The sequence below is a fragment of the Streptomyces sp. NBC_00028 genome (assembly GCF_045041065.1).
Classification (GTDB): Bacteria; Actinomycetota; Actinomycetes; order Streptomycetales; family Streptomycetaceae; genus Streptomyces.
The window spans coordinates 5,991,412-6,012,052 of record NZ_CP108293.1 but is presented as its reverse complement, the minus strand read 5'-3'; the positions used below and the strand labels follow the sequence as shown (position 1 = coordinate 6,012,052).

22 protein-coding genes and 1 tRNA gene are annotated in these 20,641 nt (G+C 71.5%); 15 read left to right on the top strand and 8 right to left on the bottom strand.

The window, feature by feature from the left end; all coding sequences use genetic code 11:
* Positions 1-67 precede the first annotated feature (67 nt).
* The 5 genes from OG885_RS27055 (at position 68) to OG885_RS27035 (ending at position 3,752) form a co-directional block, all read left to right on the top strand.
* Complete coding sequence (locus OG885_RS27055) at positions 68-1,459, top strand: diaminopimelate decarboxylase (RefSeq protein ID WP_405736015.1); 1,392 nt, start codon at positions 68-70, stop codon at positions 1,457-1,459.
* A gap of 188 nt (positions 1,460-1,647) precedes the next feature.
* A complete protein-coding gene (locus tag OG885_RS27050; RefSeq protein WP_329338295.1) occupies positions 1,648-2,043 on the top strand; it encodes a hypothetical protein in 396 nt (131 codons plus the stop codon).
* Positions 2,040-2,849, top strand: a complete 810-nt coding sequence (locus OG885_RS27045; protein ID WP_405736012.1) for a transcriptional regulator — start codon at positions 2,040-2,042, stop codon at positions 2,847-2,849. The genes OG885_RS27050 and OG885_RS27045 overlap by 4 nt, the downstream gene beginning before the upstream one ends.
* A 31-nt stretch (positions 2,850-2,880) precedes the next feature.
* Complete coding sequence (locus OG885_RS27040; protein ID WP_405736009.1) at positions 2,881-3,354, top strand: roadblock/LC7 domain-containing protein; 474 nt, start codon at positions 2,881-2,883, stop codon at positions 3,352-3,354.
* A gap of 23 nt (positions 3,355-3,377) precedes the next feature.
* Complete coding sequence (locus tag OG885_RS27035) at positions 3,378-3,752, top strand: hypothetical protein (protein WP_399961307.1); 375 nt, start codon at positions 3,378-3,380, stop codon at positions 3,750-3,752.
* Between the two features lie 12 nt (positions 3,753-3,764).
* Here OG885_RS27035 and OG885_RS27030 read toward each other — a convergent pair whose 3' ends face one another.
* The 3 genes from OG885_RS27030 to OG885_RS27020 all read right to left on the bottom strand — a co-directional run bounded on the left by OG885_RS27030 (position 3,765) and on the right by OG885_RS27020 (position 6,828).
* Complete coding sequence (locus tag OG885_RS27030) at positions 3,765-4,349, bottom strand: hypothetical protein (RefSeq protein ID WP_405736007.1); 585 nt, start codon at positions 4,347-4,349, stop codon at positions 3,765-3,767.
* Positions 4,350-4,474: 125 nt separating this feature from the next.
* Complete coding sequence (locus tag OG885_RS27025) at positions 4,475-5,326, bottom strand: MurR/RpiR family transcriptional regulator (protein WP_405736004.1); 852 nt, start codon at positions 5,324-5,326, stop codon at positions 4,475-4,477.
* Positions 5,323-6,828: an aromatic amino acid ammonia-lyase gene (locus OG885_RS27020; protein ID WP_405736001.1), complete on the bottom strand. Its 1,506-nt coding sequence runs from the start codon at positions 6,826-6,828 to the stop codon at positions 5,323-5,325. The genes OG885_RS27025 and OG885_RS27020 overlap by 4 nt, the downstream gene beginning before the upstream one ends.
* Positions 6,829-6,969: 141 nt before the next feature.
* Between OG885_RS27020 and OG885_RS27015 the strand changes: the two genes are divergently transcribed.
* The 6 genes from OG885_RS27015 to OG885_RS26990 all read left to right on the top strand — a co-directional run bounded on the left by OG885_RS27015 (position 6,970) and on the right by OG885_RS26990 (position 11,313).
* The gene (locus OG885_RS27015; RefSeq protein WP_405735998.1) at positions 6,970-8,004 is read left to right on the top strand and encodes an ABC transporter ATP-binding protein; all 1,035 of its coding nucleotides are present in this window, start codon (positions 6,970-6,972) and stop codon (positions 8,002-8,004) included.
* Complete coding sequence (locus OG885_RS27010; protein ID WP_405735995.1) at positions 8,001-8,642, top strand: ABC transporter permease; 642 nt, start codon at positions 8,001-8,003, stop codon at positions 8,640-8,642. Before OG885_RS27015 ends, OG885_RS27010 begins: the two co-directional genes overlap by 4 nt.
* 2 nt (positions 8,643-8,644) lie before the next feature.
* The gene (locus OG885_RS27005) at positions 8,645-9,307 is read left to right on the top strand and encodes an ABC transporter permease (protein WP_405735992.1); all 663 of its coding nucleotides are present in this window, start codon (positions 8,645-8,647) and stop codon (positions 9,305-9,307) included.
* A gap of 9 nt (positions 9,308-9,316) precedes the next feature.
* The gene (locus OG885_RS27000; protein ID WP_405735989.1) at positions 9,317-10,249 is read left to right on the top strand and encodes an ABC transporter substrate-binding protein; all 933 of its coding nucleotides are present in this window, start codon (positions 9,317-9,319) and stop codon (positions 10,247-10,249) included.
* 88 nt (positions 10,250-10,337) lie between these two features.
* Positions 10,338-10,859 (top strand): STAS domain-containing protein, encoded by a 522-nt coding sequence (locus OG885_RS26995; protein ID WP_405735986.1) that lies wholly within the window; start codon positions 10,338-10,340, stop codon positions 10,857-10,859.
* A 19-nt stretch (positions 10,860-10,878) separates the two neighbouring features.
* A complete protein-coding gene (locus OG885_RS26990) occupies positions 10,879-11,313 on the top strand; it encodes a hypothetical protein (RefSeq protein WP_399961469.1) in 435 nt (144 codons plus the stop codon).
* Between the two features lie 384 nt (positions 11,314-11,697).
* Here the strand turns inward: OG885_RS26990 and OG885_RS26985 are convergent, their stop codons facing one another.
* The gene (locus OG885_RS26985; protein ID WP_405735983.1) at positions 11,698-13,086 is read right to left on the bottom strand and encodes a cystathionine beta-synthase; all 1,389 of its coding nucleotides are present in this window, start codon (positions 13,084-13,086) and stop codon (positions 11,698-11,700) included.
* Positions 13,087-13,235: 149 nt separating this feature from the next.
* Here OG885_RS26985 and OG885_RS26980 point away from each other — a divergent pair, with 149 nt between their 5' ends.
* The 3 genes from OG885_RS26980 to OG885_RS26970 all read left to right on the top strand — a co-directional run bounded on the left by OG885_RS26980 (position 13,236) and on the right by OG885_RS26970 (position 16,756).
* Positions 13,236-14,282, top strand: coding sequence for an SGNH/GDSL hydrolase family protein (locus tag OG885_RS26980; RefSeq protein ID WP_405735980.1), 1,047 nt, complete (start codon positions 13,236-13,238; stop codon positions 14,280-14,282).
* A 187-nt stretch (positions 14,283-14,469) separates the two neighbouring features.
* Positions 14,470-15,690, top strand: coding sequence for an acetyl-CoA C-acetyltransferase (locus OG885_RS26975; RefSeq protein WP_405735977.1), 1,221 nt, complete (start codon positions 14,470-14,472; stop codon positions 15,688-15,690).
* Between the two features lie 283 nt (positions 15,691-15,973).
* Positions 15,974-16,756, top strand: a complete 783-nt coding sequence (locus OG885_RS26970) for a hypothetical protein (RefSeq protein ID WP_405742896.1) — start codon at positions 15,974-15,976, stop codon at positions 16,754-16,756.
* A 79-nt stretch (positions 16,757-16,835) separates the two neighbouring features.
* Here OG885_RS26970 and OG885_RS26965 read toward each other — a convergent pair whose 3' ends face one another.
* Positions 16,836-17,147, bottom strand: a complete 312-nt coding sequence (locus OG885_RS26965) for a hypothetical protein (RefSeq protein ID WP_405735974.1) — start codon at positions 17,145-17,147, stop codon at positions 16,836-16,838.
* A 104-nt stretch (positions 17,148-17,251) separates the two neighbouring features.
* Here OG885_RS26965 and OG885_RS26960 point away from each other — a divergent pair, with 104 nt between their 5' ends.
* Positions 17,252-17,482 (top strand): DUF4287 domain-containing protein, encoded by a 231-nt coding sequence (locus OG885_RS26960; protein ID WP_194081132.1) that lies wholly within the window; start codon positions 17,252-17,254, stop codon positions 17,480-17,482.
* 73 nt (positions 17,483-17,555) lie between these two features.
* On the opposite strand, the gene OG885_RS26955 is transcribed toward OG885_RS26960, so the two are convergent.
* The 3 genes from OG885_RS26955 to OG885_RS26945 all read right to left on the bottom strand — a co-directional run bounded on the left by OG885_RS26955 (position 17,556) and on the right by OG885_RS26945 (position 20,394).
* Positions 17,556-18,464, bottom strand: a complete 909-nt coding sequence (locus tag OG885_RS26955) for a Bax inhibitor-1/YccA family protein (RefSeq protein WP_405735971.1) — start codon at positions 18,462-18,464, stop codon at positions 17,556-17,558.
* Positions 18,465-18,636: 172 nt separating this feature from the next.
* Positions 18,637-19,812 (bottom strand): 4-hydroxybenzoate 3-monooxygenase, encoded by a 1,176-nt coding sequence (locus OG885_RS26950; RefSeq protein ID WP_405735968.1) that lies wholly within the window; start codon positions 19,810-19,812, stop codon positions 18,637-18,639.
* A 499-nt stretch (positions 19,813-20,311) separates the two neighbouring features.
* A tRNA-Leu gene (locus tag OG885_RS26945) sits at positions 20,312-20,394 on the bottom strand.
* Between the last annotated feature and the right edge of the window lie 247 nt (positions 20,395-20,641).

Below are 20,641 nucleotides of genomic sequence, written 5' to 3'. Positions count from 1 at the left end.
TCTGAATAGAGCTAGTCAATAGCGCGGTCCCCCGGCGCGGGCGCGTCGCGGGTGTTTGGCTGGACGCATGGGTGCGGACAACGACCTGACGGGGGACGTCATGGACAACGAGGGCCGGGGTGAGCGCGCCGTCCGGCGCGATGGCGCGGTGCGGGCGGCGGTGGAGCAGGGGCTGCTGGGGCCCGACTCCCCCCTCATCGGGCTGCTCGACGTGGCCGGCATCAGGGAGTCGGCGGCCGAACTGCGGGCCGCCTTCGACGCGGTCACCGCGCCCGGCACCCCGGTGCTGCACGCGTTCGCGGTGAAGGCGACCCCGCTGGTGCCGGTGCTGCGGCTGCTGCGGGAGGCCGGGATCGGGGCGGAGGTGGCGAGCCCGGGCGAGCTGGCGCTGGCGCGGGCGGCGGGGGTGACCCCGCGGGAGACCGTGCTGGACTCGCCCGCGAAGACGCCCGCCGAGCTGCGGGAGGCCCTCGCCCTCGGGATCGCCGTGAACGCGGACAATCCGCAGGAGCTGGAGCGCATCGACGCCCTGATCAGGTCCGCGGCCAGCCGGTCCCCGCTGGGAATCAGGGTGAATCCGCAGGTCGGCGGGGGTTCCATCGGGGCGACCTCGACGGCGACGGCGACCTCGAAGTTCGGGGTGGCGCTGCGTGACCCCGGCGCCCGGGAGTGGCTGCTGCGCGCCTACGCCGACCGGCCCTGGCTGAACCGGCTGCACGCGCACACCGGCTCCCAGGGCATCCCGCTGTCCCTGATGGCGCGGGGCGTCGCGGAGACGTACGCGCTCGCCGAGGAGATCAACCGGCACGTCGGGCGCCCGCAGATCGACACGATCGACATCGGCGGCGGGCTGCCGGTGAACTTCGGCTCGGACGAGACGGCACCGACGTACGCGCAGTACGCCCGGCTGCTGAGCGAGGCGGTGCCGGGACTGTTCGACGGGCGCTACGGGCTGGTGACCGAGTTCGGGCGGTCGCTGCTGGCCAAGCACGGGACGGTCGTGGCGCGGGTGGAGTACGCGAAGAGCGCGGGCGGGCGGCCGGTGGCGGTGACGCACGCGGGCGTGCAGGTGGCGACGCGGACGGTGTACGTGCCGGGGTCGTGGCCGCTGAGGATCGCCGCGTACGACGGGAAGGGGCGGCCGAAGGAGGGGCCCGAGGTGGTGCAGGACGTCGCGGGACCTGCCTGCTTCTCGGGCGACCTGCTGGCCGAGGGCAGGGCGCTGCCCCTGCTGGAGCAGGGCGACTACGCGGCGGCGCTGGACACGGGGGCGTACTACTTCGCGCACCACTACGCGTACAACTCCCTCGCGCGGCCGGGCATCTACGGATTCGCACCGAGCGACGGCGTCGGGGGCGGCGTCGGGGTCGCCTTCGCGACCGTCCGCACCCCGCAGACGCTCGACGAGATCGTGGCCGAGTCCGGAGGGGCGCACGCCTCGGCCCTCACCACCCTCTGAGCAGCCGGGCGCCGTTGACGCACGCCGGAGGACATGGGGCTCAACTGTTCGGAAAACGAGCCCAGTTGACCCACCTTAGTCATCTGACGCATGTTCCACCGGAAAATGCCATAACCCTCACCCCTCACGCACACCCTGCGTAGTTTCGGCGTCACTCAGCCGAACCCCAGGCGGGAGGGGAACTCACGGTGCCCGGTATCGACGAGTGTCTGTCGGAAGTCATGCAACTGCCCGGTGCCCGGGGTGCCGCGCTGGTCGACTGGACGAGCGGGCTGGCCCTCGGCACCGCCGGCGAGTCACCGGGCGGCGACCACGAGACGGCCGCGGCCGAGGCCGCCGAGCTGGCCCGGCTGGCCGCCGAGCACCGGGCGTTCGCGCCGGACGACCCAGAGAACAGCGCCGCCGACCCCCCGGTCGAGGACGTCATCATCAGCAACCGGGACAGCTACCACGTCCTGTGCTTCGTGCGGACGTCCTTCGACAGCAGCGTCTTCCTCCATCTGTGGCTGGCCCGCGTGGAGGGCAACCTCGCGCTGGCCCGGATCCGGCTCGGCGAGATGACCGGACGGCTGGTCCTCGGATGACCGCGGTGAGAACCACGCCACCGCCCCGGCTGCCGGTACGGGACAAGGCGGAGGCCCGGGAGCGCGCCTGGGGCGGCGTCTCCCCGATGCTGACCCGGCTCGCCGCCGAGCGGGCCACCGGCGTCCTGCTCCGCGAGCGCGGCACCCTGCATCTGACCGAGGGCCGGGTCGTGCACGCCGAGAGCCCCGCGGCCCCCGGCCTCGGCACCCTGCTCACGGCCCACGGCACCCTCGACGCCGACACCTGGCGACAGGCCGCCGACGAGGCGGCTCAGGACCCGGGCGCCGGACTGCTGCTGGTCGGCCGCGGCCGGCTCACCCGGGGCGCCCTGGAGCTGTGCCATCTCGAAGCGCTGTACGACGCCGCGTACTTCGTGCTCGCCCCCAGCAGCACCCCGGGCCGCTTCCGCTACACGAGCCCGGGCCGGATCGGGGCGGTGCGCGCGGTCCCGGTGGCCGCCCTGGAGCACGAGACGCTGCGCCGCCGCGATCTGCTGCACCGCATCTGGCCCGACCCGGCCACCGACGAGGCCCCGCTGCTGCGCGCCGACACCGTCGCCGTACCCGGCCTCACCGCCCGGCAGCGGGCGGTGGTGCACCTGGTCGACGGCGTGCGCGCGGCACCGGACATCGCCCGCGCGATGGGCCGCCCGGCGTTCCACACCCTGGTGGACGTACGGCGGCTCGCGGCGGCCGGGGTCCTGGTGCGCGGCGCCCTGCGAACCGCCGAACCGGCCCGACCCGAGACCACCGACCCCGACATCACGCTGCTGAAAAGGCTCAGGGATGCGCTGGAGTCCCTTTGAACGACAACGCGCCCGCGCCGAGAGGAGTGACATGGCGGCCGAACCCGACATCGTGGACGAACTGCGGCGGCTGAGGAGCCGGGTGCCGTATCTCACCGGGGCCCTGGCGGCGAGCGTGGACGGGCTCGTCCTCGCCCAGGACACCCCGGGCGTCGAGCCCGACGGCATGGCCGCGCTCACCGCGGCGGCGCTCGGCGTCGCCGTGCGGCTGACGGACGCGACCGGGCAGGGGGAGTTCCGGGAGCTGACGGTGCGCGGCGCGTACGGCTATGTGGCGACGTACGCGGCGGGCCGCACGGCCGTGCTCACCCTGCTCGCCCAGGACCGGGTCAACGCCGGCCGCCTCCATCTGGAGGGCCGCCGCGCGGGTGCCCGCATCGGGGAGCTCCTCGACTCCCGGGCGCCCGTCGAGGCGCCCGTCACGAAGCCCGCGAGAGCGCCCGCCCGGACCAGAACGGCGCGCGCTCCTCGTACGACCAACACACGTACCTCAACGGACAGTTGAATCCACCAGAAGGGCAGACCGTCATGGCCAACACCGAGACATCCCTCAAGGAGTGCCTCGCCTCCATCGAGGGCGCGACCGGCGTCGCGCTGGTCGACTACACCAGCGGGATGGCGCTCGGCACGATGGGCGGCAGCAAGAGCTTCGACCTCAGTGTGGCCGCCGCCGGCAACACCGATGTCGTCCGCTCCAAGATGCGCACCATGGAGCACCTCGGGCTCAAGGGCCAGATCGAGGACATCCTGATCACCCTGTCCGACCAGTACCACCTGATCCGGCTGATCAGCGGACGCAGCGGCAACGGACTCTTCATGTACCTGGTCCTGGACGCCAAGCGCGCCAACCTGGCGATGGCCCGCCACCAGCTGAAGAAGATCGAGGAGGAGCTGGAGGTCTGAGGCGCGGGTCCCTCAGACCAGCGCCGCGGTGCGGCGGCGCGCCCCGCCCGGGGCCGCGTCGCCCGCCGCGATGCCCGTGCCGCGGTACGCCTTGACCGCCTTGCCGGCGGGGCGTCCGCCGCGCGCGTCGAGCCAGTCGACCCGCACCCACAGCAGCGCGTCCCCGGCCCGCTCGCGCCGGCCCAGCCACGCGGCCTTCAGCCGCAGCCCGGCACCGGTCCCGGCGAGCAGCAGCCCGCCCGCGACGGGCACGGCGAAGTTGGCGCCGAGCGCCACCAGCCAGGCGAGCAGCAGCCACCAGCGGTGTCCGTGCCGCCAGTTGCGCACGGTCACGGCCCGGTCCTGGAGCACATCGTGCTTGCCGGCCCGGGCGGCACCGCGGCTCAGTGCGGTGTAGCGCTTACGGCGGCGGTACGACACGACGGCCGCGGCGACGATGAACAGCGCCGCGCCCGCCAGCACCCCGATCCGGCGCCCGGTCAGCCCCGGAACCAGCACTCCCACGCCCGCCGCGAACACCCCGGCCCACCACAGCGGCGCGGCTCCGGCACGCACGACCACGGCCACCCGGGCCAGTCCCTGACCTCCGCGTGACACGTCCGTCCTCCTCGTCGTCCTGGCACAGTCCTGATGGCCCGGCAGGTTAACGAGGGAAGGTGAGACGAGCCTTAAAACCCGAGCCTTAGAACCCGAGCCTTGAATCCCGAGCCTTGAAACCGGGCTCACTCCACGAACAGCCCCCGCGCCGCCGCCTTCGCGTCGAACTCCTCAAGGCGCGCCTGCGCCTCCGGCAGCTCGTCCGCCATGGCCTCCAGGAGCACCCGCCCGAGCAGCATCGGCGCGCACGCGGTGTCGAAGGCGAGCCCGGTGCCGACGGCGGCGGGCAGCAGCAGGTCGGACACCTTGGCGACCGGCGCGAAGGCGGAGTCGGCGACGGTGACGACGGTCAGCCCGGCCTCCTTGGCGTAGCCGAGCGCGTCCACGACCTCCCGCGGATGCCGGGGCAGCGCGAAGCAGAGCAGCGCCGAGGCGCCCGCGCGGACGGCGGCGTCGATCCGGTCCTGGACCATCGTGCCGCCCTCGTGCAGCAGCCGTACGTCGGGGTGGACCTTGGCGGCGAAGTAGGCGAAGCCGTACGCCTGCGAGGCGGCGGCCCGCAGCCCCAGCACCGGCAGCGGGCGCGAGGCGGCGAGGACGCGTCCGGCGCGCTGCACGGGCCGCGGGTCGGCGAGGACCTCGGCGAGATGCCGCAGGTTCTCGATCTCGGCCTCGACGGCCTGCTGGTACTCGTTGTAGGACGCCGCGTCGGCCGGCTGTTCGGCGGGCGCGACCTCGCGCAGATGGCGGCGCAGGGCGGGGTAGCCGTCGAAGCCGAGGGCGACCGCGAAGCGGGTCACCGACGGCTGGCTGACCCCGGCGAGCTCGGCCAGCTCGACGCTGGACAGGAACGGCACGTCGGCGGCCCGGCGCACCATGCTGTGCGCGATGCGCCGCTGGGTCGGCGTGAGCCGGTGGCCCTCGAACAGTGCCTGGAGCCGTGCCGCGGGAGTGTCCGTCACACCCTTGTCGCTCATGCCTCGCTCCCCCTCCAGAGGTCCGTGAACCGGTCCAGCAGTGCGGCCGCCGTCGTCACGTCGTGCGTGAGCGGCCGGTCGGCCTGGTCCGCGTCGAGCACCGCGTAGGCGAGCTCCAGCGCCCGCCCCACCGGGAGGTCCGGGTCGGGGCCGTGGTCGCGCTGGCGCAGCGCCCGTACGGCGGCGACGAGTTCGCAGCCGACGACGAGCCGGTACGCGCCGCACGCCCGCAGGGTCTGGCGGGCGGCGAGCGAGGCGAAGCTGGCCTGTTCCTCGACGCCTCGGGAGAGTACAGCGTGGCCGAGCGACGCGGGGGCGGAGAAGGCCCGCAGATCGCCGAGGGCGGCGCCGGCGGCGTACTCCAGGATCATCACGCCGGAGGAGGCGGGCTCGTGGTCGGCGAGGAAGGGGCGCAGCCGGGTGTAGGCGGGCTCGTTGAGGGTGGACAGGCGGGAGGTCGACAGCCTCGCCACCTGGGTCAGGGCCAGCCTGAAGTGGTCCAGGGCGAGGGCGAGTTGGGCCTGGTAGAAGCCGCCGTGGTGGTAGGCGGCCATGTCCTCGGGGCTGATCAGGGGGTTCTCGGCGGCGGCGTTGAGCTCGACGGCGAGGACCGCTTCGAGGGCGTCGGCGGCGTCGTGCGCCGGGCCGTGGATCTGGGGCAGGCAGCGGAAGCCGTACGGGTCCTGGATCCGGCCGAGGGGTGGTGTGGGCCGTTCGTCCGCCCCGATCAACCCCCTGATCCGGCGGGCGACCTCGGCGCTCCCCCGGTGCGGGCGGGCGGCGTGCACGGGGGCGGCGTAGGCCTCGTGCGAGCCGTCCACCGCGAGCAGTGACAGGGCGCCGACGACCTGGGTGGCCTCCAGGAGGCCGCGCAGTTCGTCGAGGGCGAGCGCGGACTGGCCGAGGGCGAGGGCGTTGCTGCTGATGAAGGCGAGGGCGTCGTTGTTGTCGAGGGGCTGGGGCTCGGGTCCGACCCCCTTCCAGGGGTGCTCCCCGGCCAGCGCGAGGCCCGCCTGGGCCAGCGCGGCGATGTCCCCGGTCCCGACCGAGCCGAACTCGTGGACGACCGGGTACGCCCCGCTCTCCAGGGCCTCGCAGAGCGCGGTGACGACGGTGGGCCGCAGCCCCGCGCCGCCGGCCAGCAGCTGGTTGGCCCGTACGGCGAGCATCGCGCGCACCTGCCGGGCGGGGAGTTCCTCGCCGATGGCGCCGGCGTGGCTGCGCAGGAGTCTGAGGCCGTGCTCGGCGGCGGCCTCGGTGGGCACGGGCTCGTTCCGGTTGGCGCCGACGCCGGTCGAGCGGCCGTAGACGCGTCCGGTCGCGGCGATCTGCCGGGCGGCGTCCCAGGCCTCCGTGACGCGCTTCATGCCCTCGGTGCCGGGGACGGGCCGCGCGGTCCCGTCGGCGAGGCGCACGACGTCCGTGACGCCGAGTCGGATCCCGTCGAGGACGACCAGCCCGGTGTGCGCAGATGCAGGCGTGTCCACGATCCGAGACGACATAAAGCCCAAACTCCCCTCAATCCGGACACTCAATCTTGCCCGTCGGTCATCCGTTACTTCGGATTTACATCAACCCGTTGACAAGTTATTCAGCTACAGAGAACTCTGCATGACGTTATACAGCCGGGCAAGGGACATCTCATGATCCAGTTCGACGCGGTCCACAAGCGCTTCCCCAACGGCACGACAGCAGTCCACGATCTCTCCCTGGAGATGCCGGAGGGCGGCGTGACGGTCCTCGTCGGATCTTCCGGTTGCGGCAAGACGACCACCCTGAGAATGATCAACCGGATGGTCGAACCGACCTCCGGCACCATCAAGGTCGGCGGCCAGGACGTCACCCGGCAGGACGCGGCCGAACTGCGCCGCTCCATCGGATACGTCATCCAGCAGTCGGGCCTCTTCCCGCACCGCACGGTCCTCGACAACATCGCCACCGTGCCCCTGCTCCTCGGCCACGGCCGCAGGAAGGCCCGCGCCCGCGCGGCCGAGCTGCTGGAGACCGTGGGCCTCGCCGCGGACGCCGGCAAGCGCTACCCGCACCAGCTCTCCGGCGGCCAGCAACAGCGCGTCGGCGTGGCCCGCGCGCTCGCCGCCGACCCGCCCGTGCTCCTCATGGACGAGCCGTTCGGCGCGGTCGACCCCGTGGTCCGCACCCAGCTCCAGGACGAACTCCTCCGCCTCCAGAAGGAGTTGGGCAAGACCATCGTCTTCGTCACCCACGACATCGACGAAGCGGTACGGCTCGGCGACCGGATCGCCGTCTTCCGCACCGGCGGCCATCTCGTCCAGTGCGCCTCCCCCACCGAGCTGCTCGCCCGCCCCGCCGACGACTTCGTGGCCGACTTCCTCGGCGCCGAGCGCGGCCTGAAGCTGCTCTCGCTCACGACCCTGGCGGACGTCCCGCAGGGCCCGGCACCCGAGGGCGGCACATGGTCCCTCGTCCTGGACGCGGCGAACAGGCCCGTGCACTGGGCGTCGAAGGACACCGAGATCCCCGTACGCCCCCTGACCGACAACGATTCCCTGCTGTCGGCGCTCAACGAGTCCATCGCCTCCCCCGCCGGCCTGATCGCCCGCGTCGACGCGGCGGGCGTCCTCACCGGAGTCTCCTCCCGCGACGACATCCACACCCACGCGGGGCAGGCCCACACGGAAGCCCGGGTGGCGGCGTGAGCGTCGACTGGTCGTGGATCGGCGACCACACCGACGAGCTCACCACCCTCACCCTCTCCCACCTCCAGGCCGCCCTGTCGGCCGTCTTCTTCGGCGTACTGATCTCGCTGCCCCTCGCGGTGATCGCCCACCGGGTCCGCCCCCTGCGCGGCTTCCTGCTCGGCGTCTCGAACATCCTGTTCACGATCCCCTCGATCGCGATCTTCGTGCTGCTGCTGCCAATCAGCGGGCTGACCCGCACCACGACCGTGATCGGCCTGACGGTCTACACGCTGGTGGTCCTGCTCCGGAACACCGTCGAGGGCCTCGACTCGGTGCCCGCGAAGACCAAGGAAGCGGCGAAGGCGATGGGCACGCGTCCGCTGCGCACGCTGCTCACCGTGGAGTTCCCGCTCGCGCTCCCGGTGATCATGGCGGGCGTCCGGATCGCCACCGTCATGTCGATCTCCCTGGTCTCGGTCGCGACCTACATCGGCGACGGCGGCCTCGGCCAGCTCTTCACCGACGGCTTCCAGCGCGACTTCCCGACCCCGGTGATCGCGGGCGTGGTCCTCACCATCCTGCTCGCGGTCGTCGCGGACGCGGCGCTGGTCGCCCTCCAGTACGTCCTCACCCCCTGGAAGCGGAGGCGGGCCTGATCATGTACGAGCTCATCAAGAACCTCGGCGACTGGCTGACCAGCGGCTCCAGCTGGTCCGGCACGGACGGCATCGCCCACCGCCTCGCCGAGCACCTCCAGTACTCGCTCCTCGCGACCCTCGTCGCGGCCGCCATCGGCCTCCCCCTCGGCCTGCTGATCGGCCACACCGGCAAGGGCGCGTTCGTCGCGATCAACCTCGCGTCCTTCGGCCGGGCACTGCCGACCGTCGGCCTGGTCGTCCTGGTCTTCCTGGCGGGCGGGCTGTCGATGCTGCCGGTCTACGTCGCCCTGGTCGCCCTCGCGGTCCCGGCGATCGTCACCAACACCTACGCCGGGATGACCGCCGTCGACCCGGACGTCCGCGACGCCGCCCGCGGCCAGGGCATGCGCGGCCACCAGGTCCTGCTCCAGGTCGAGCTGCCCCTCGCGCTCCCCCTGATCATGACCGGCCTGCGCCTGGCCCTCATCCAGGTCGTCGCCACGGCGACCATCGCCGCGTACGTCTCCTTCGGCGGCCTCGGCCGCTATGTCTTCGACGGTCTGGCCCAGCGCGACCTCGTCCAGGTGCTGGGCGGCGCGGTGCTGGTCGCCGCGATCGCCGTGGCCCTGGACCTCGCCCTCTCCGGCCTCCAGCGCTTCCTCTTCCGCCACCGCACCGCATAGGACCCCTCGATGAACCGACGCACTCTCCTCGGCGGCCTCTTCGCAGCGGCCTCCGTCCCCGCCCTGACCGCCTGCGCGAGCGGCATCACGTCCCTCGACAGCGAGGGCGGCTCCTCCGGCGGTGGCGGCGGCTCCAGCAAGGGCGGGGTCACCATCGGCACCGCCAACTTCACCGAGAACCAGGTACTGGGCTACCTCTACGCGGCCGTCCTCCAGCAGGCCGGCGTGAAGGTGAAGGTCCGCCCCAACCTCGGCACCCGCGAGATCGTGATCCCCGCGCTCAGGGCGGGCGACATCGACCTGCTGCCCGAGTACCAGGGCGCCCTCCTCAACTACCTCGCCCCCAAGGACACCTCCGCGGAGCCGGGAACCATGCAGAACGCGCTCACCCTGGCGATGCCCGGCGGCCTTCAGGTGCTGCCGTACGGCCGGGCCGCCGACTCCGACTGCTTCGTCGTCACCCGCGAGACCGCGACCAAGTACGGCCTGTCCTCCCTCGCCGACCTGACGAAGCAGAACGGCAAGCTGGTCATCGGCGCGGCACCCGAGGTGAAGAAGCGCCAGGTCGGGGCGGTCGGTCTGAAGGACGTGTACGGCGTCGAGTTCAAGGAGTTCAAGTCGCTCGACTCCGACGGCCCGCTGGTCAAGGGCGCGCTGAAGAAGGGTGACGTGGACGTGGCGAACCTCTTCTCCACCGACACCGACATCAAGGCCAACGACTGGGTGGTGCTGAGCGACCCGAAGAACCTGATCCCCAGCCAGCACATCGTCCCGCTCATCGCCGACCGCAAGGCCGACGACACCGTCCGCAAGGCGCTCGCCAAGCTCGGCAACGCCCTGACCACCGAGCAGCTCACCGAGCTCAACCGTCAGGTGGACAAGGACAAGAAGGACCCCGAGGACGTGGCGAACGCGTACGCGAAGCAGCACGGGCTGGCCTGACCGAAGCCTTTCAAGCACGGGTATGGCCGGGTCGATGATCTGACGACGAATCAACCTGGCGGGCGTACTCCTCGCGACGGCGGTACGGATGGTGGAGACGGACGCGGTACGGGCCATGGCACGGGCGACCCGCGGAGACGCCCTCGTCCTGACCCTGACCGCCGCCTCCACACTCGCCCTGGACCTGGTACGGGCGGTGCTGATCGGCCTCGCGGTGTCGGTGCTGCTCGCCCTGCGGGCGGCGGTGCGCGGCACCCGGCTCACCCCGGCCGCCGCCGACGAACTGCCGGGCGCGACGGGCACGGTGACGTACCGCTTCGACGGCCCCCTCCTCTTCGCCGCCGCCCACCGCTTCCGCCGCAGCCTCGCCGACGTGGCGGGGGTGGGCACGGTCGACCTGCGCCTGTCAGGCCTCACGGCGGTCGACGCGACCGGCGCGCTCGCGCTCAGGGACGCGATCGGCGAGCTGCGGGACCGGGGCATCGAGGTCCGGGTGAGCGGTGTGGAGCGAGGTCACCGCCGGGTGCTGGAGTCCCTGGGGGTGCTCCCGGAGATCCCGACGCCCAAGACGGGGGCTATCCCCAGTGCGGCGGGCGCCGCGGCTGCCTAAGTTGGACCGCATGACCGGAATGGACGCGCGGGACGCCGACCTGAAGAAAGAACTCGACGCCACCCTGCAGGCCCGCAGGGAACTGGGCGAGGAGTACGAGTCGGCGCTGGTCGACTCCTTCCTGGAGAAGGTCGACCAGCGCATCGACGGCGCGGTGGAGCGCCGGGTGCGCCGGCAGCTGGCCGAACAGCAGATGGTGGTGGCCCGGGGTGCCCGGACGCCGAGTCCGACGGACTCCTGGGGCGAGCGCTACGGCTTCGGCATCGTCTCGCTGGTCCTCGCCGTCCCGCTCTCCGCGATCGGCGCCGGCGTCTCCCACCTCCCTGGCCTGCTGGTCACCTGGGTGGGCATCGTCGGGGTGAACGCCTTCCAGGCCCTACGGGTGAACCCGGACCTGTTCCGCGGGCGCACCGGACGGCGTAAGTCCCAGCAGGACAGCGAGTGGGACGGCTGACAGCCGGACCGCGAAGAGAGCTGACAGCCGGGCCGCGAAGAGATATGCGCGGGGACCGCCGCACCCCCGTTGCCGGGGGGCGGGACGACGGCGGTCCCCGCGAGGGACGTCGACCGGGTCAGGACCAGGTCTCACGTCCGGCGTCCATGGAGGTCCGGGAGCCGCTCCGGAGGTCCTTGGACGTTCGGCGCCGGCCGGGGCGGGGAGCCGCTCCCGCCCTGCCGACACCCACTAATGTGCCCGACGCGTGTTAAGCGAGTGCTGCGCGGACGTGACACGCTCGTACCACTTCCGCGAAGTCCACCGATTCGGTAGGCAAACGCAAGTTCGCCCACAGACCCGGCAGTTCACCGCAGGTTCACCGCCGCTTCCCGACTTTCGCCGCTACTTCCCGCCCTTGGCGAGGAAGGCCAGCAGGTCCTGGCGGCTGATGACGCCCTTGGGCTTGCCCTCGACGAGGACGATCGCCGCGTCCGCCGAACCGAGCACCGACATCAGGTCGCCGACCGGCTCGCCGGAGCCGACCTGCGGGAGCGGGGCCGACATGTGCTTCTCCAGCGGGTCCTCGAGGGAGGCCCGCTGGGCGAACAGCGCGTCCAGCAGCTCGCGTTCGACGACCGAGCCGACGACCTCCGCCGCCATGACGTCGGGGTGGCCGGCGCCCGGCTTCACGATCGGCATCTGCGAGACGCCGTACTCGCGCAGCACCTCGATGGCCTGGCCGACCGTCTCGTCCGGGTGCATGTGGACGAGGGACGGGATGGCGCCGTGCTCCTTGTCGTTGAGGACGTCACCGACGCGGGCGGACGGGCCCTCGTCCTCCAGGAAGCCGTAGTCCGCCATCCACTCGTCGTTGAAGATCTTCGAGAGGTAGCCGCGACCGCTGTCGGGAAGGAGGACGACGACCACGTCGTCCGGGCCCAGGCGCTCCGCGACGCGCAGGGCCGCGACGACCGCCATGCCGCAGGAGCCGCCGACCAGGAGGCCCTCCTCCTTGGCGAGGCGGCGGGTCATCTGGAAGGAGTCCTTGTCGGACACGGCGACGATCTCGTCGGCGACGGTCCGGTCGTAGGCGGTCGGCCAGAAGTCCTCACCGACGCCCTCGACGAGGTACGGCCGGCCGGAGCCGCCGGAGTACACCGAGCCCTCGGGGTCGGCGCCGACGACCTTGACCCTGCCGTCGCTGGCGTCCTTCAGATAGCGGCCGGTGCCGGAGATGGTGCCGCCGGTGCCGACGCCCGCCACGAAGTGGGTGATCCGCCCCTCCGTCTGCTCCCACAGCTCGGGGCCGGTGGAGTGGTAGTGGGAGAGCGGGTTGTTGGGGTTGGAGTACTGGTCGGGCTTCCACGCGCCCGGCGTCTCACGGACGAGGCGGTCGGAGACGTTGTAGTACGAGTCCGGGTGCTCGGGGTCGACGGCGGTCGGGCAGACGACCACCTCGGCGCCGTAGGCCCGCAGGACGTTGATCTTGTCCGTGCTCACCTTGTCGGGGCACACGAAGATGCACTTGTACCCCTTCTGCTGCGCGACGATGGCGAGGCCGACGCCGGTGTTGCCGCTGGTCGGCTCGACGATCGTGCCCCCCGGCTTGAGCGCGCCGCTCTCCTCCGCCGCCTCGATCATGCGCAGCGCGATGCGGTCCTTCACGGACCCACCGGGGTTGAAGTACTCCACCTTGGCCAGGACGGTCGCCTGGATGCCCTGGGTGACGTTGTTGAGCCGCACCAGCGGGGTGTTGCCGACGAGGCTGATCATCGAGTCGTGGAATTGCACCGTTGTCTCCGGATGCTGCAAAAGATGTGGTCGTGGTGGTTCCGCCAGCCTACGGCCCCTTGGCGGTTGTTCACTCCTCGTTGCGATTGGGCGACGGTCCGTACGGGGCAAGGAGTGGATGTACGGCAACGAGGAGGTGGCGGCGACGCATGACGAGCATGTCGAGGGCGAGGGTGGCCCGGCGGATCGCGGCAGGCGCGGCGTACGGCGGCGGCGGGATCGGTCTGGTCGGCGCGGCGGCCGTGGGCCTGCTGCTGGCCGAGGTGCGGCTGGCCAAACGGCAGGTGGGCAACGGCAACGGCACATCGCCGCACGTACCCAACGCGCAGGGCCTGTACGGCCTCTCCTACTCCGTCCGCGGTGAACCGCCGCTCAGGCTGACCATGCTGGGCGACTCCACGGCCGCGGGCCAGGGTGTGCACCGCTCGGGGCAGACGCCGGGCGCGCTGCTGGCCTCGGGGCTCGCCGCGGTGGCCGAGCGGCCGGTGGACCTGCACAACGTGGCACTGCCGGGCGCCCGCTCGGACGACCTGGACCGGCAGGTGGCCCTGGTCCTCGCGGACCCCCGACGGCTGCCCGACGTCTGCGTGATCATGATCGGCGCGAACGACGTCACCCACCGGATGCCGCCGACCCGTTCCGTGCGCCATCTGTCCACGGCGGTACGGCGGCTGCGCACGGCCGGCGCGGAGGTCGTGGTCGGCACCTGTCCCGACCTCGGCACGGTGGAGCAGGTCCAGCAGCCCCTGCGCTGGCTGGCGCGGCGGGCCTCCCGTCAGCTGGCGGCCGCCCAAACGATCGGCACGGTCGAGCAGGGCGGCCGCACGGTGTCGCTGGGCGACCTGCTGGGCCCGGAGTTCGCGGCGAACCCGCGGGAGCTGTTCGGGCCGGACAACTACCACCCCTCGGCGGAGGGGTACGCGACCGCGGCGATGGCGGTGCTGCCGACGGTGTGCGCGGCCCTGGGCCTGTGGCCGGCGGAGGAGGAGCGTCCGGACGTCAGCCGCCGCGAGGGCTTCCTGCCGGTGGCGCGGGCCGCGGCGGAGGCCGTGGCGGAGCCGGGTACGGAGGTGACGGCGGCGATGCCGACGGGGCCGAAGGGACCGTGGGCGCTGCTGAAGCGGCGCAAGCGGCGCCGGGTGCCGGAGCCGGGGCCTGTGCCCGCTCCCCATCCGAGCCGGTCCGTGGAAAGGTGACCCCCCAGGCCGGCGCCTCAGGCTGGCCCCTCAAACTGGCCCCCCAGGCTGACTCCCCAGACAAAAAAGCAAGCGCTTAGAAAACTGCGGCCAGGGTCACACCCCGACCCCCGTGACCCTGGCCATACGTACGGGTAACTTCCCAACCAGCCCTGCCCGAAGAACCTCGTACGCCAATGGAGCCGTGATGCCTGAAGCCGTGATCGTCTCGACCGCCCGCTCCCCGATCGGCCGCGCCTTCAAGGGCTCCCTCAAGGACCTGCGCCCGGACGACCTCACCGCCACGATCATCCAGGCCGCCCTGGCGAAGGTCCCCGAGCTGGACCCGAGGGACATCGACGACCTGCACCTGGGCTGCGGTCTGCCCGGCGGCGAGCAGGGCAACAACCTCGGCCGCATCGTCGCCGTGCAGATGGGCATGGACCACCTCCCCGGCTGCACGGTGACCCGTTACTGTTCCTCGTCGCTCCAGACGAGCCGTATGGCCCTGCACGCCATCAAGGCCGGCGAGGGCGACGTCTTCATCTCGGCCGGTGTCGAGATGGTCTCCCGCTTCACCAAGGGCAACTCCGACAGCCTCCCGGACACGCACAACCCGCTGTTCGCCGAGGCCGAGGCCCGCACCGCCGAGGTCGCCACACAGGAGGGCACGACCTGGCACGACCCGCGCGAGGACGGCCTCGTGCCGGACGCCTACATCGGCATGGGCCAGACCGCCGAGAACCTGGCCCGTATCAAGGGCGTCACCCGCCAGGACATGGACGAGTTCGGCGTCCGTTCACAGAACCTCGCCGAGGAAGCCATCAAGAACGGCTTCTGGGAGCGCGAGATCACCCCGGTCACGCTGCCCGACGGCACGGTCGTCTCGAAGGACGACGGCCCGCGCGCCGGCGTCACCCTGGAGGCCGTCGGCGGTCTGAAGCCGGTGTTCCGCCCCGACGGCCTCGTGACCGCCGGCAACTGCTGCCCGCTGAACGACGGTGCCGCCGCGGTCGTCATCATGAGCGACACCAAGGCCCGTGAGCTGGGCCTCACCCCGCTCGCCCGCATCGTCTCCACCGGCGTCTCGGGCCTGTCCCCCGAGATCATGGGCCTCGGCCCGGTCGAGGCCTCGCAGCGCGCCCTGCGCCTGGCCGGTCTCACCATCGACGACATCGACCTGGTCGAGATCAACGAGGCGTTCGCCGCGCAGGTGATCCCCTCCGCCCGCGACCTGAACATCCCGCTGGAGAAGCTGAACATCAACGGCGGCGCCATCGCCGTCGGCCACCCCTTCGGCATGACCGGCGCCCGGATCACCGGCACGCTGATCAACTCCCTCCAGTTCCACGACAAGCAGTTCGGTCTGGAGACGATGTGCGTCGGCGGCGGCCAGGGCATGGCGATGGTCATCGAGCGCCTCAGCTGACCAACTCCCCGTAGTTCCACCGGCACCCCGCGTGACGCAATGGCCCAGAACCCTTGAACCACCAGGGTTCTGGGCCGTTTTGTGATCCAATCTCCCCCAGGATGTGACCTATCTCCCTCCGCATAGGGATTTACGCAGGTCAGAACCGTTCTCACACTAAACTCCGGGCCCAAAGTCCTGTCCGTTTCGTGACGTTACGCACTGACAGCGGGATAGTCCGCCCTTCAAGCTGATGTAGGAAGTCGGGGGTCGACTTTGAACCGGGAGTACGTCAGTGAGCGCCATGCCGATCGCCTTGCTGGTCACCACGGCCGCCACGGGGGCCGTGGGCGTCGCCGTCCTGCGCACCCTCTTGCAGCTGCGCCGGCAGGTGGCGGCCCTGCACAGCCAGCTCGCCGAGACGAACGCGGCGACCGCCGCCCACGGTCTCGTGCCCGCCGCCCGCCCCGCCGGTGACGCCGACGAGATACGGGCCGCCGTGGCCGAGGCCCTCGCGGAGGAGCGGGAGCGGGAACTCGCCGAGGCGCGCGCCTTCTGGGCCGCCCAGGAAGCGCGGGACGCGGACGCCCCCACCCTCCTCGGGCTGACCGACAGTGAGCTGTTCCTGCCCCGCCAGAGCGACTTCGTGGGCCTGGAGCCGCTGGAGCCGGTCACCGAGGCCGCCGCGGACGCCGACGAGTTCGCCGCCGACTCCCCGGAGCTGGCCGCGGCACGCCGCCGTCACCCCTCGCACCCGGACTTCGTGCCGGTCCAGTCACCCGTCGTGAACGACCACGAGCGCACGGTGGCGACGCTGGAGGAACTCGCGGCGTCCCGCACGGAACTGGCCGACGTCCGCCCCGGCCCCCTCGGCACCCTCGACGTCTACGTCTTCGCCGACGGCACCACGCTGTGCATGACGCCGGGCCACCGGGAGACGGCGGAGCGCCTCTCGGCGGCCCTGACCGCGGGCGAGAGCCCGATACTGCTGGGCGGCTCGGGAGTCTCGGGCGCCTACACGCTGACCTTCGCGTGCGGCGAGGAGAACGTCTACATCCTGGCGGACCGGGTCATAGCGAGCCTTTGAATCGCCGGCACCCGCAACGCCTTAGGGGCGCGGGGAACTGCGCGACCAGCCCCCGCCGGCCCGCGCCCGCCAATGCTCCTCAGACACCCGCCCGCTTCTGCGCCTGCGCGACCAACTCCACCGCTTCGTCGATCTGGCCCTCGTCCGTGAGGACGAGGGCCAAGTCGTGCACGGCGACGGTGATTTGGTCCGCGGCGGCGAACATGCCCGCGTCCGGCATCTGCCGGGGCTCCCCCGAGGGGTCCTCGATCAGCTGCGCCCGGCGCGCCAACTCCCTGGCCAGACCCAGCGCCTCGGCCGCGGCGCCCCTTTGCAGCCGGCTCTGCGGAGCGGCCCGCAAACGGTCGGCGAAGTGATCCACAGCCTGCGTCAGACGCGTCGTATCAGCCACGGCGCAACCGTACGCGCCGCACCGGGACTGTTGCCAACGGGCCAACGCTCAGGCACGGTGACCTGAAGGACCGGCTTACATCCCCTTTGCGTCCGGAGGCGCCGATGTCCCACGTCCTCTCCGAGGAGACCCACCGCAACATGCTCGCCCGCATCCCTCACTGCACCGGTCGTGAAGTGTCCGACTGGATCCGCACCGTCGAAGAAGGCCCGGCTCTCTTCCGCTTCGAGGAAAAGGTCAGCTGGCTCCGCCACGAACACAACCTCGCGTACGGCCACGCGAAGGCGATCATCCACGAGTACGACCTGAGGAGGGCCGCGCGCAAGCTCCTCTAGACGCGCACCGGCGAAGACGCCGAAGGGCCCCGGCGAGAACGCCGGGGCCCTTCCTCGACTGCCTCCGTGGAGGTCAGTCGCTGTTGAGGATCGAGATGAGCCTCAGGAACTCCATGTAGATCCAGACCAGCGTCATGGTCAGACCGAACGCCGCCAGCCAGGCCTCTTCCTTCGGCGCGCCGTAGGCGATGCCGTCCTCGACCTGCTTGAAGTCGAGGGCCAGGAAGCAGGCGCCGAGCAGGACGCCGATGATGCCGAACGCGATGCCGAGGCCGCCGCTGCGGAAGCCGAGGCCGTCACCGCCGCCGAAGACGGCGAACAGCAGGTTCACGGCCATCAGCAGGACGAAGCCGAGCGCGGCCGCCATCACGAAGCCGTAGAAGCGGCGGTTGACGCGGATCCAGCCCGCCCGGTAGGCCACCAGGACCGCGGCGAACACGGCGAGCGTGCCGATCACGGCCTGCATGGCCGCACCGCTCGCGATGCGGTTGTCGACGACGCTGGAGACCACGCCGAGGAAGACACCCTCGAACGCGGCGTACGACACGATCAGCGCGGGCGAGGCCTTGCGCTTGAAGGACTGGACGAGCGCCAGCACCATGCCGATCAGACCGGCACCGATGGCGATGCCGTAGGACCGGCTGATGTTCGCGTCGTCGACCGGCAGGGCCGCCCAGGCGACCGCGGCCGTGACGATGAGAACACCGAGGGTCGTACCGGTGCGCATGACGACGTCGTCCATCGTCATCCGGCCGGTGGTGACCGGGGCCTGCGGCGGTGCGCCGTGCTGCAGGTCCTGCTGGGCGTAAGGGTTCTGCGCGTAGGGGTTCTGCGCGTACGGGTTGCCGGTCGGCTGCTGGGCGTACGGGTTGCCCTGCGTGCCCACGGCTGCGCCCCCGGCCTGCGGCTGGGCGTTGAAGCCCGCGTAGCCGTTGTCGCGGCTGAACCCCCGTCGCGAGAAGACCGGGTTGCTGCTCCTCATTTCACTCCTCCATGGCCACTACGTGTGGGCCTTGGCGTCAAGAGTAATAGGTAGGCAAAGGATTGACCCTAGTGCTTGGGGAGGATCTTTCCCTCGTCGTGCGAGGCAACACGCTACGCGGCCCGTCGATTCCCGGCCACGAAGGGGGCAGGTTCATGACCATTTCGGTACATCACCCGAAGGAGAACCCCGTGTACCCCTCGGCGAGGTCGGTCTCGGCGGCCTCGGACGTGGCGATCCGCTCCAGCCGCGCCACCTGGAGCCGGTCCTCGAAGGGAGTGGCGTCGGGCGACCGGTGCAGCAGGGTCGTCATGTCGTACGAGAACCGCTCGGCCTGCCACACCCGGCGCAGACAGGTCTCCGAATAGGCGTCGAGCAGCTCGGCCGACCCGGTCTCCTTCTCGTACGACAGCGCCCGCGCGAAGGTGACGACGTCGCCGACGGCCAGGTTCAGCCCTTTCGCCCCGGTCGGCGGCACGATGTGCGCGGCGTCCCCGGCGAGGAAGAGCCGCCCGTGCCGCATGGGCTCGTGGACGTAGGACCGCATGGGTGTCACGGACTTCTGGGTGATGGGGCCGCGGTCCAGCGTCCAGCCGTCCCCGGTCGCGAACCGGCGCTCCAGCTCGTCCCAGATCTCCTCGTCGCCCCATGCCTCGGCGTCGGTGCCCTCGGGGACCTGGAGGTAGAGGCGGGAGACCGACGGCGAGCGCATGGAGAGAAGGGCGAAGCCGCGGTCGTGGCGGGCGTAGACCAGCTCGTCGTGCGAGGGCGGGACGTCGGCGAGGATGCCGAGCCAGCCGAAGGGGTACGTCCGCTCGAAGACACGGACGAGTTCCTCGGGCACCGCCCTGCGGGCCACCCCCCAGAACCCGTCGCACCCGACGACGTACTCGCACTCCAGGACGCCCTCGCGGCCCTCGTGCCGGAACCGGACGGTGGGGCGGTCGCTGTCGGCGCCCTCGACGGCCAGCGCCTCCGCCTCGAACAGCAGCGGCCCGCCCTCCTTCAGCTGGAGGGCGATGAGGTCCTTGCAGACCTCGGTCTGCGCGTACACCATCACGGACCGGCCGCCGGTGAGGGCGGGGAAGTCGACGCGGTGCCGCTTCCCGTCGTACCGCAGTTCGATCCCGTCGTGCCGCAGTCCCTCGCGGTCCATGCGCTCGCCGGCCCCGGCCGCGCGCAGCACGTCCACGGTCCCCTGCTCCAGGATCCCGGCCCGCTGGCGCTGCTCGACGTAGCCGCGGTCGCGGGCCTCCAGGACGACCGAGTCGATGCCCGCGGTGTGGAGCAGCCGGGCGAGGAGGAGCCCTGCGGGGCCGGCTCCGATGATGCCGACGGTGGTGCGCATCGACGAACCTCTCTGTTCGCACTCGTTCGCGCTGGTGCGCGCTTGTTCGTGTAGTGAAATTTCCTTCACCATTGACTCCCGCTGAGTCTGCGACGGCCCGCGGCCCCTGTCAACGGTCGGTGCGCGGGAGGAGCGTGGCCAACCGCAGGCTGGGCATGACGAGTCGAAGGCGCTCAGGCCTACGGCGAAGGGGTTGAGGCGGAAGTAGCCGAAGTAGGCGTTCGTGTAGGACGCGAGGCCGGCGACGGAGTTGAGCATGTCGAAGGGGCTGCGACGGTCGTCGGGGCTCGGCTCGTCTCCACCCTCTGCCGGGGGGCGGTACGGGTCGAAGGTCGGCATCGGCGTCTGTGACGAGCACGGGGGCTCGGAAACACGACACCGCCGATACTCCCCACCCCCGAACGGGACGCCTCTTCACGCTGTCGCACTGTCGCGATGTGTTGAAAGAAGGATCCCACCGGAAGCGGTGTCTGCCTACGGGAACGAAAGAGGTCGGAGGTGCCCGGAACCGGACTTGAACCGGTACGCCCGCGAGGGGCAGCGAGGTTTAAGCTCGCCGTGTCTGCATTCCACCATCCGGGCAGGCCATGGGCTCCGCGTCGAGGTTCCGAGCCTATCGGGATACGTCCCCCGAACAGCGGACGGGCGGACCGATGTTGTCTTATTTTATTGACGTCTGAGGGTGCATCAGCCCGTGGAACGAGCCATCCGCACTTGCCAATAGCCTTACGTGCGAGGCCCGGCCGCGCATGCGGAATGACGGAATTTCACCGCTTCAACCAGGGGGCTCCACCTGTTCTCGACGCGGCCTGCGCCCCGGAGCCGCGCC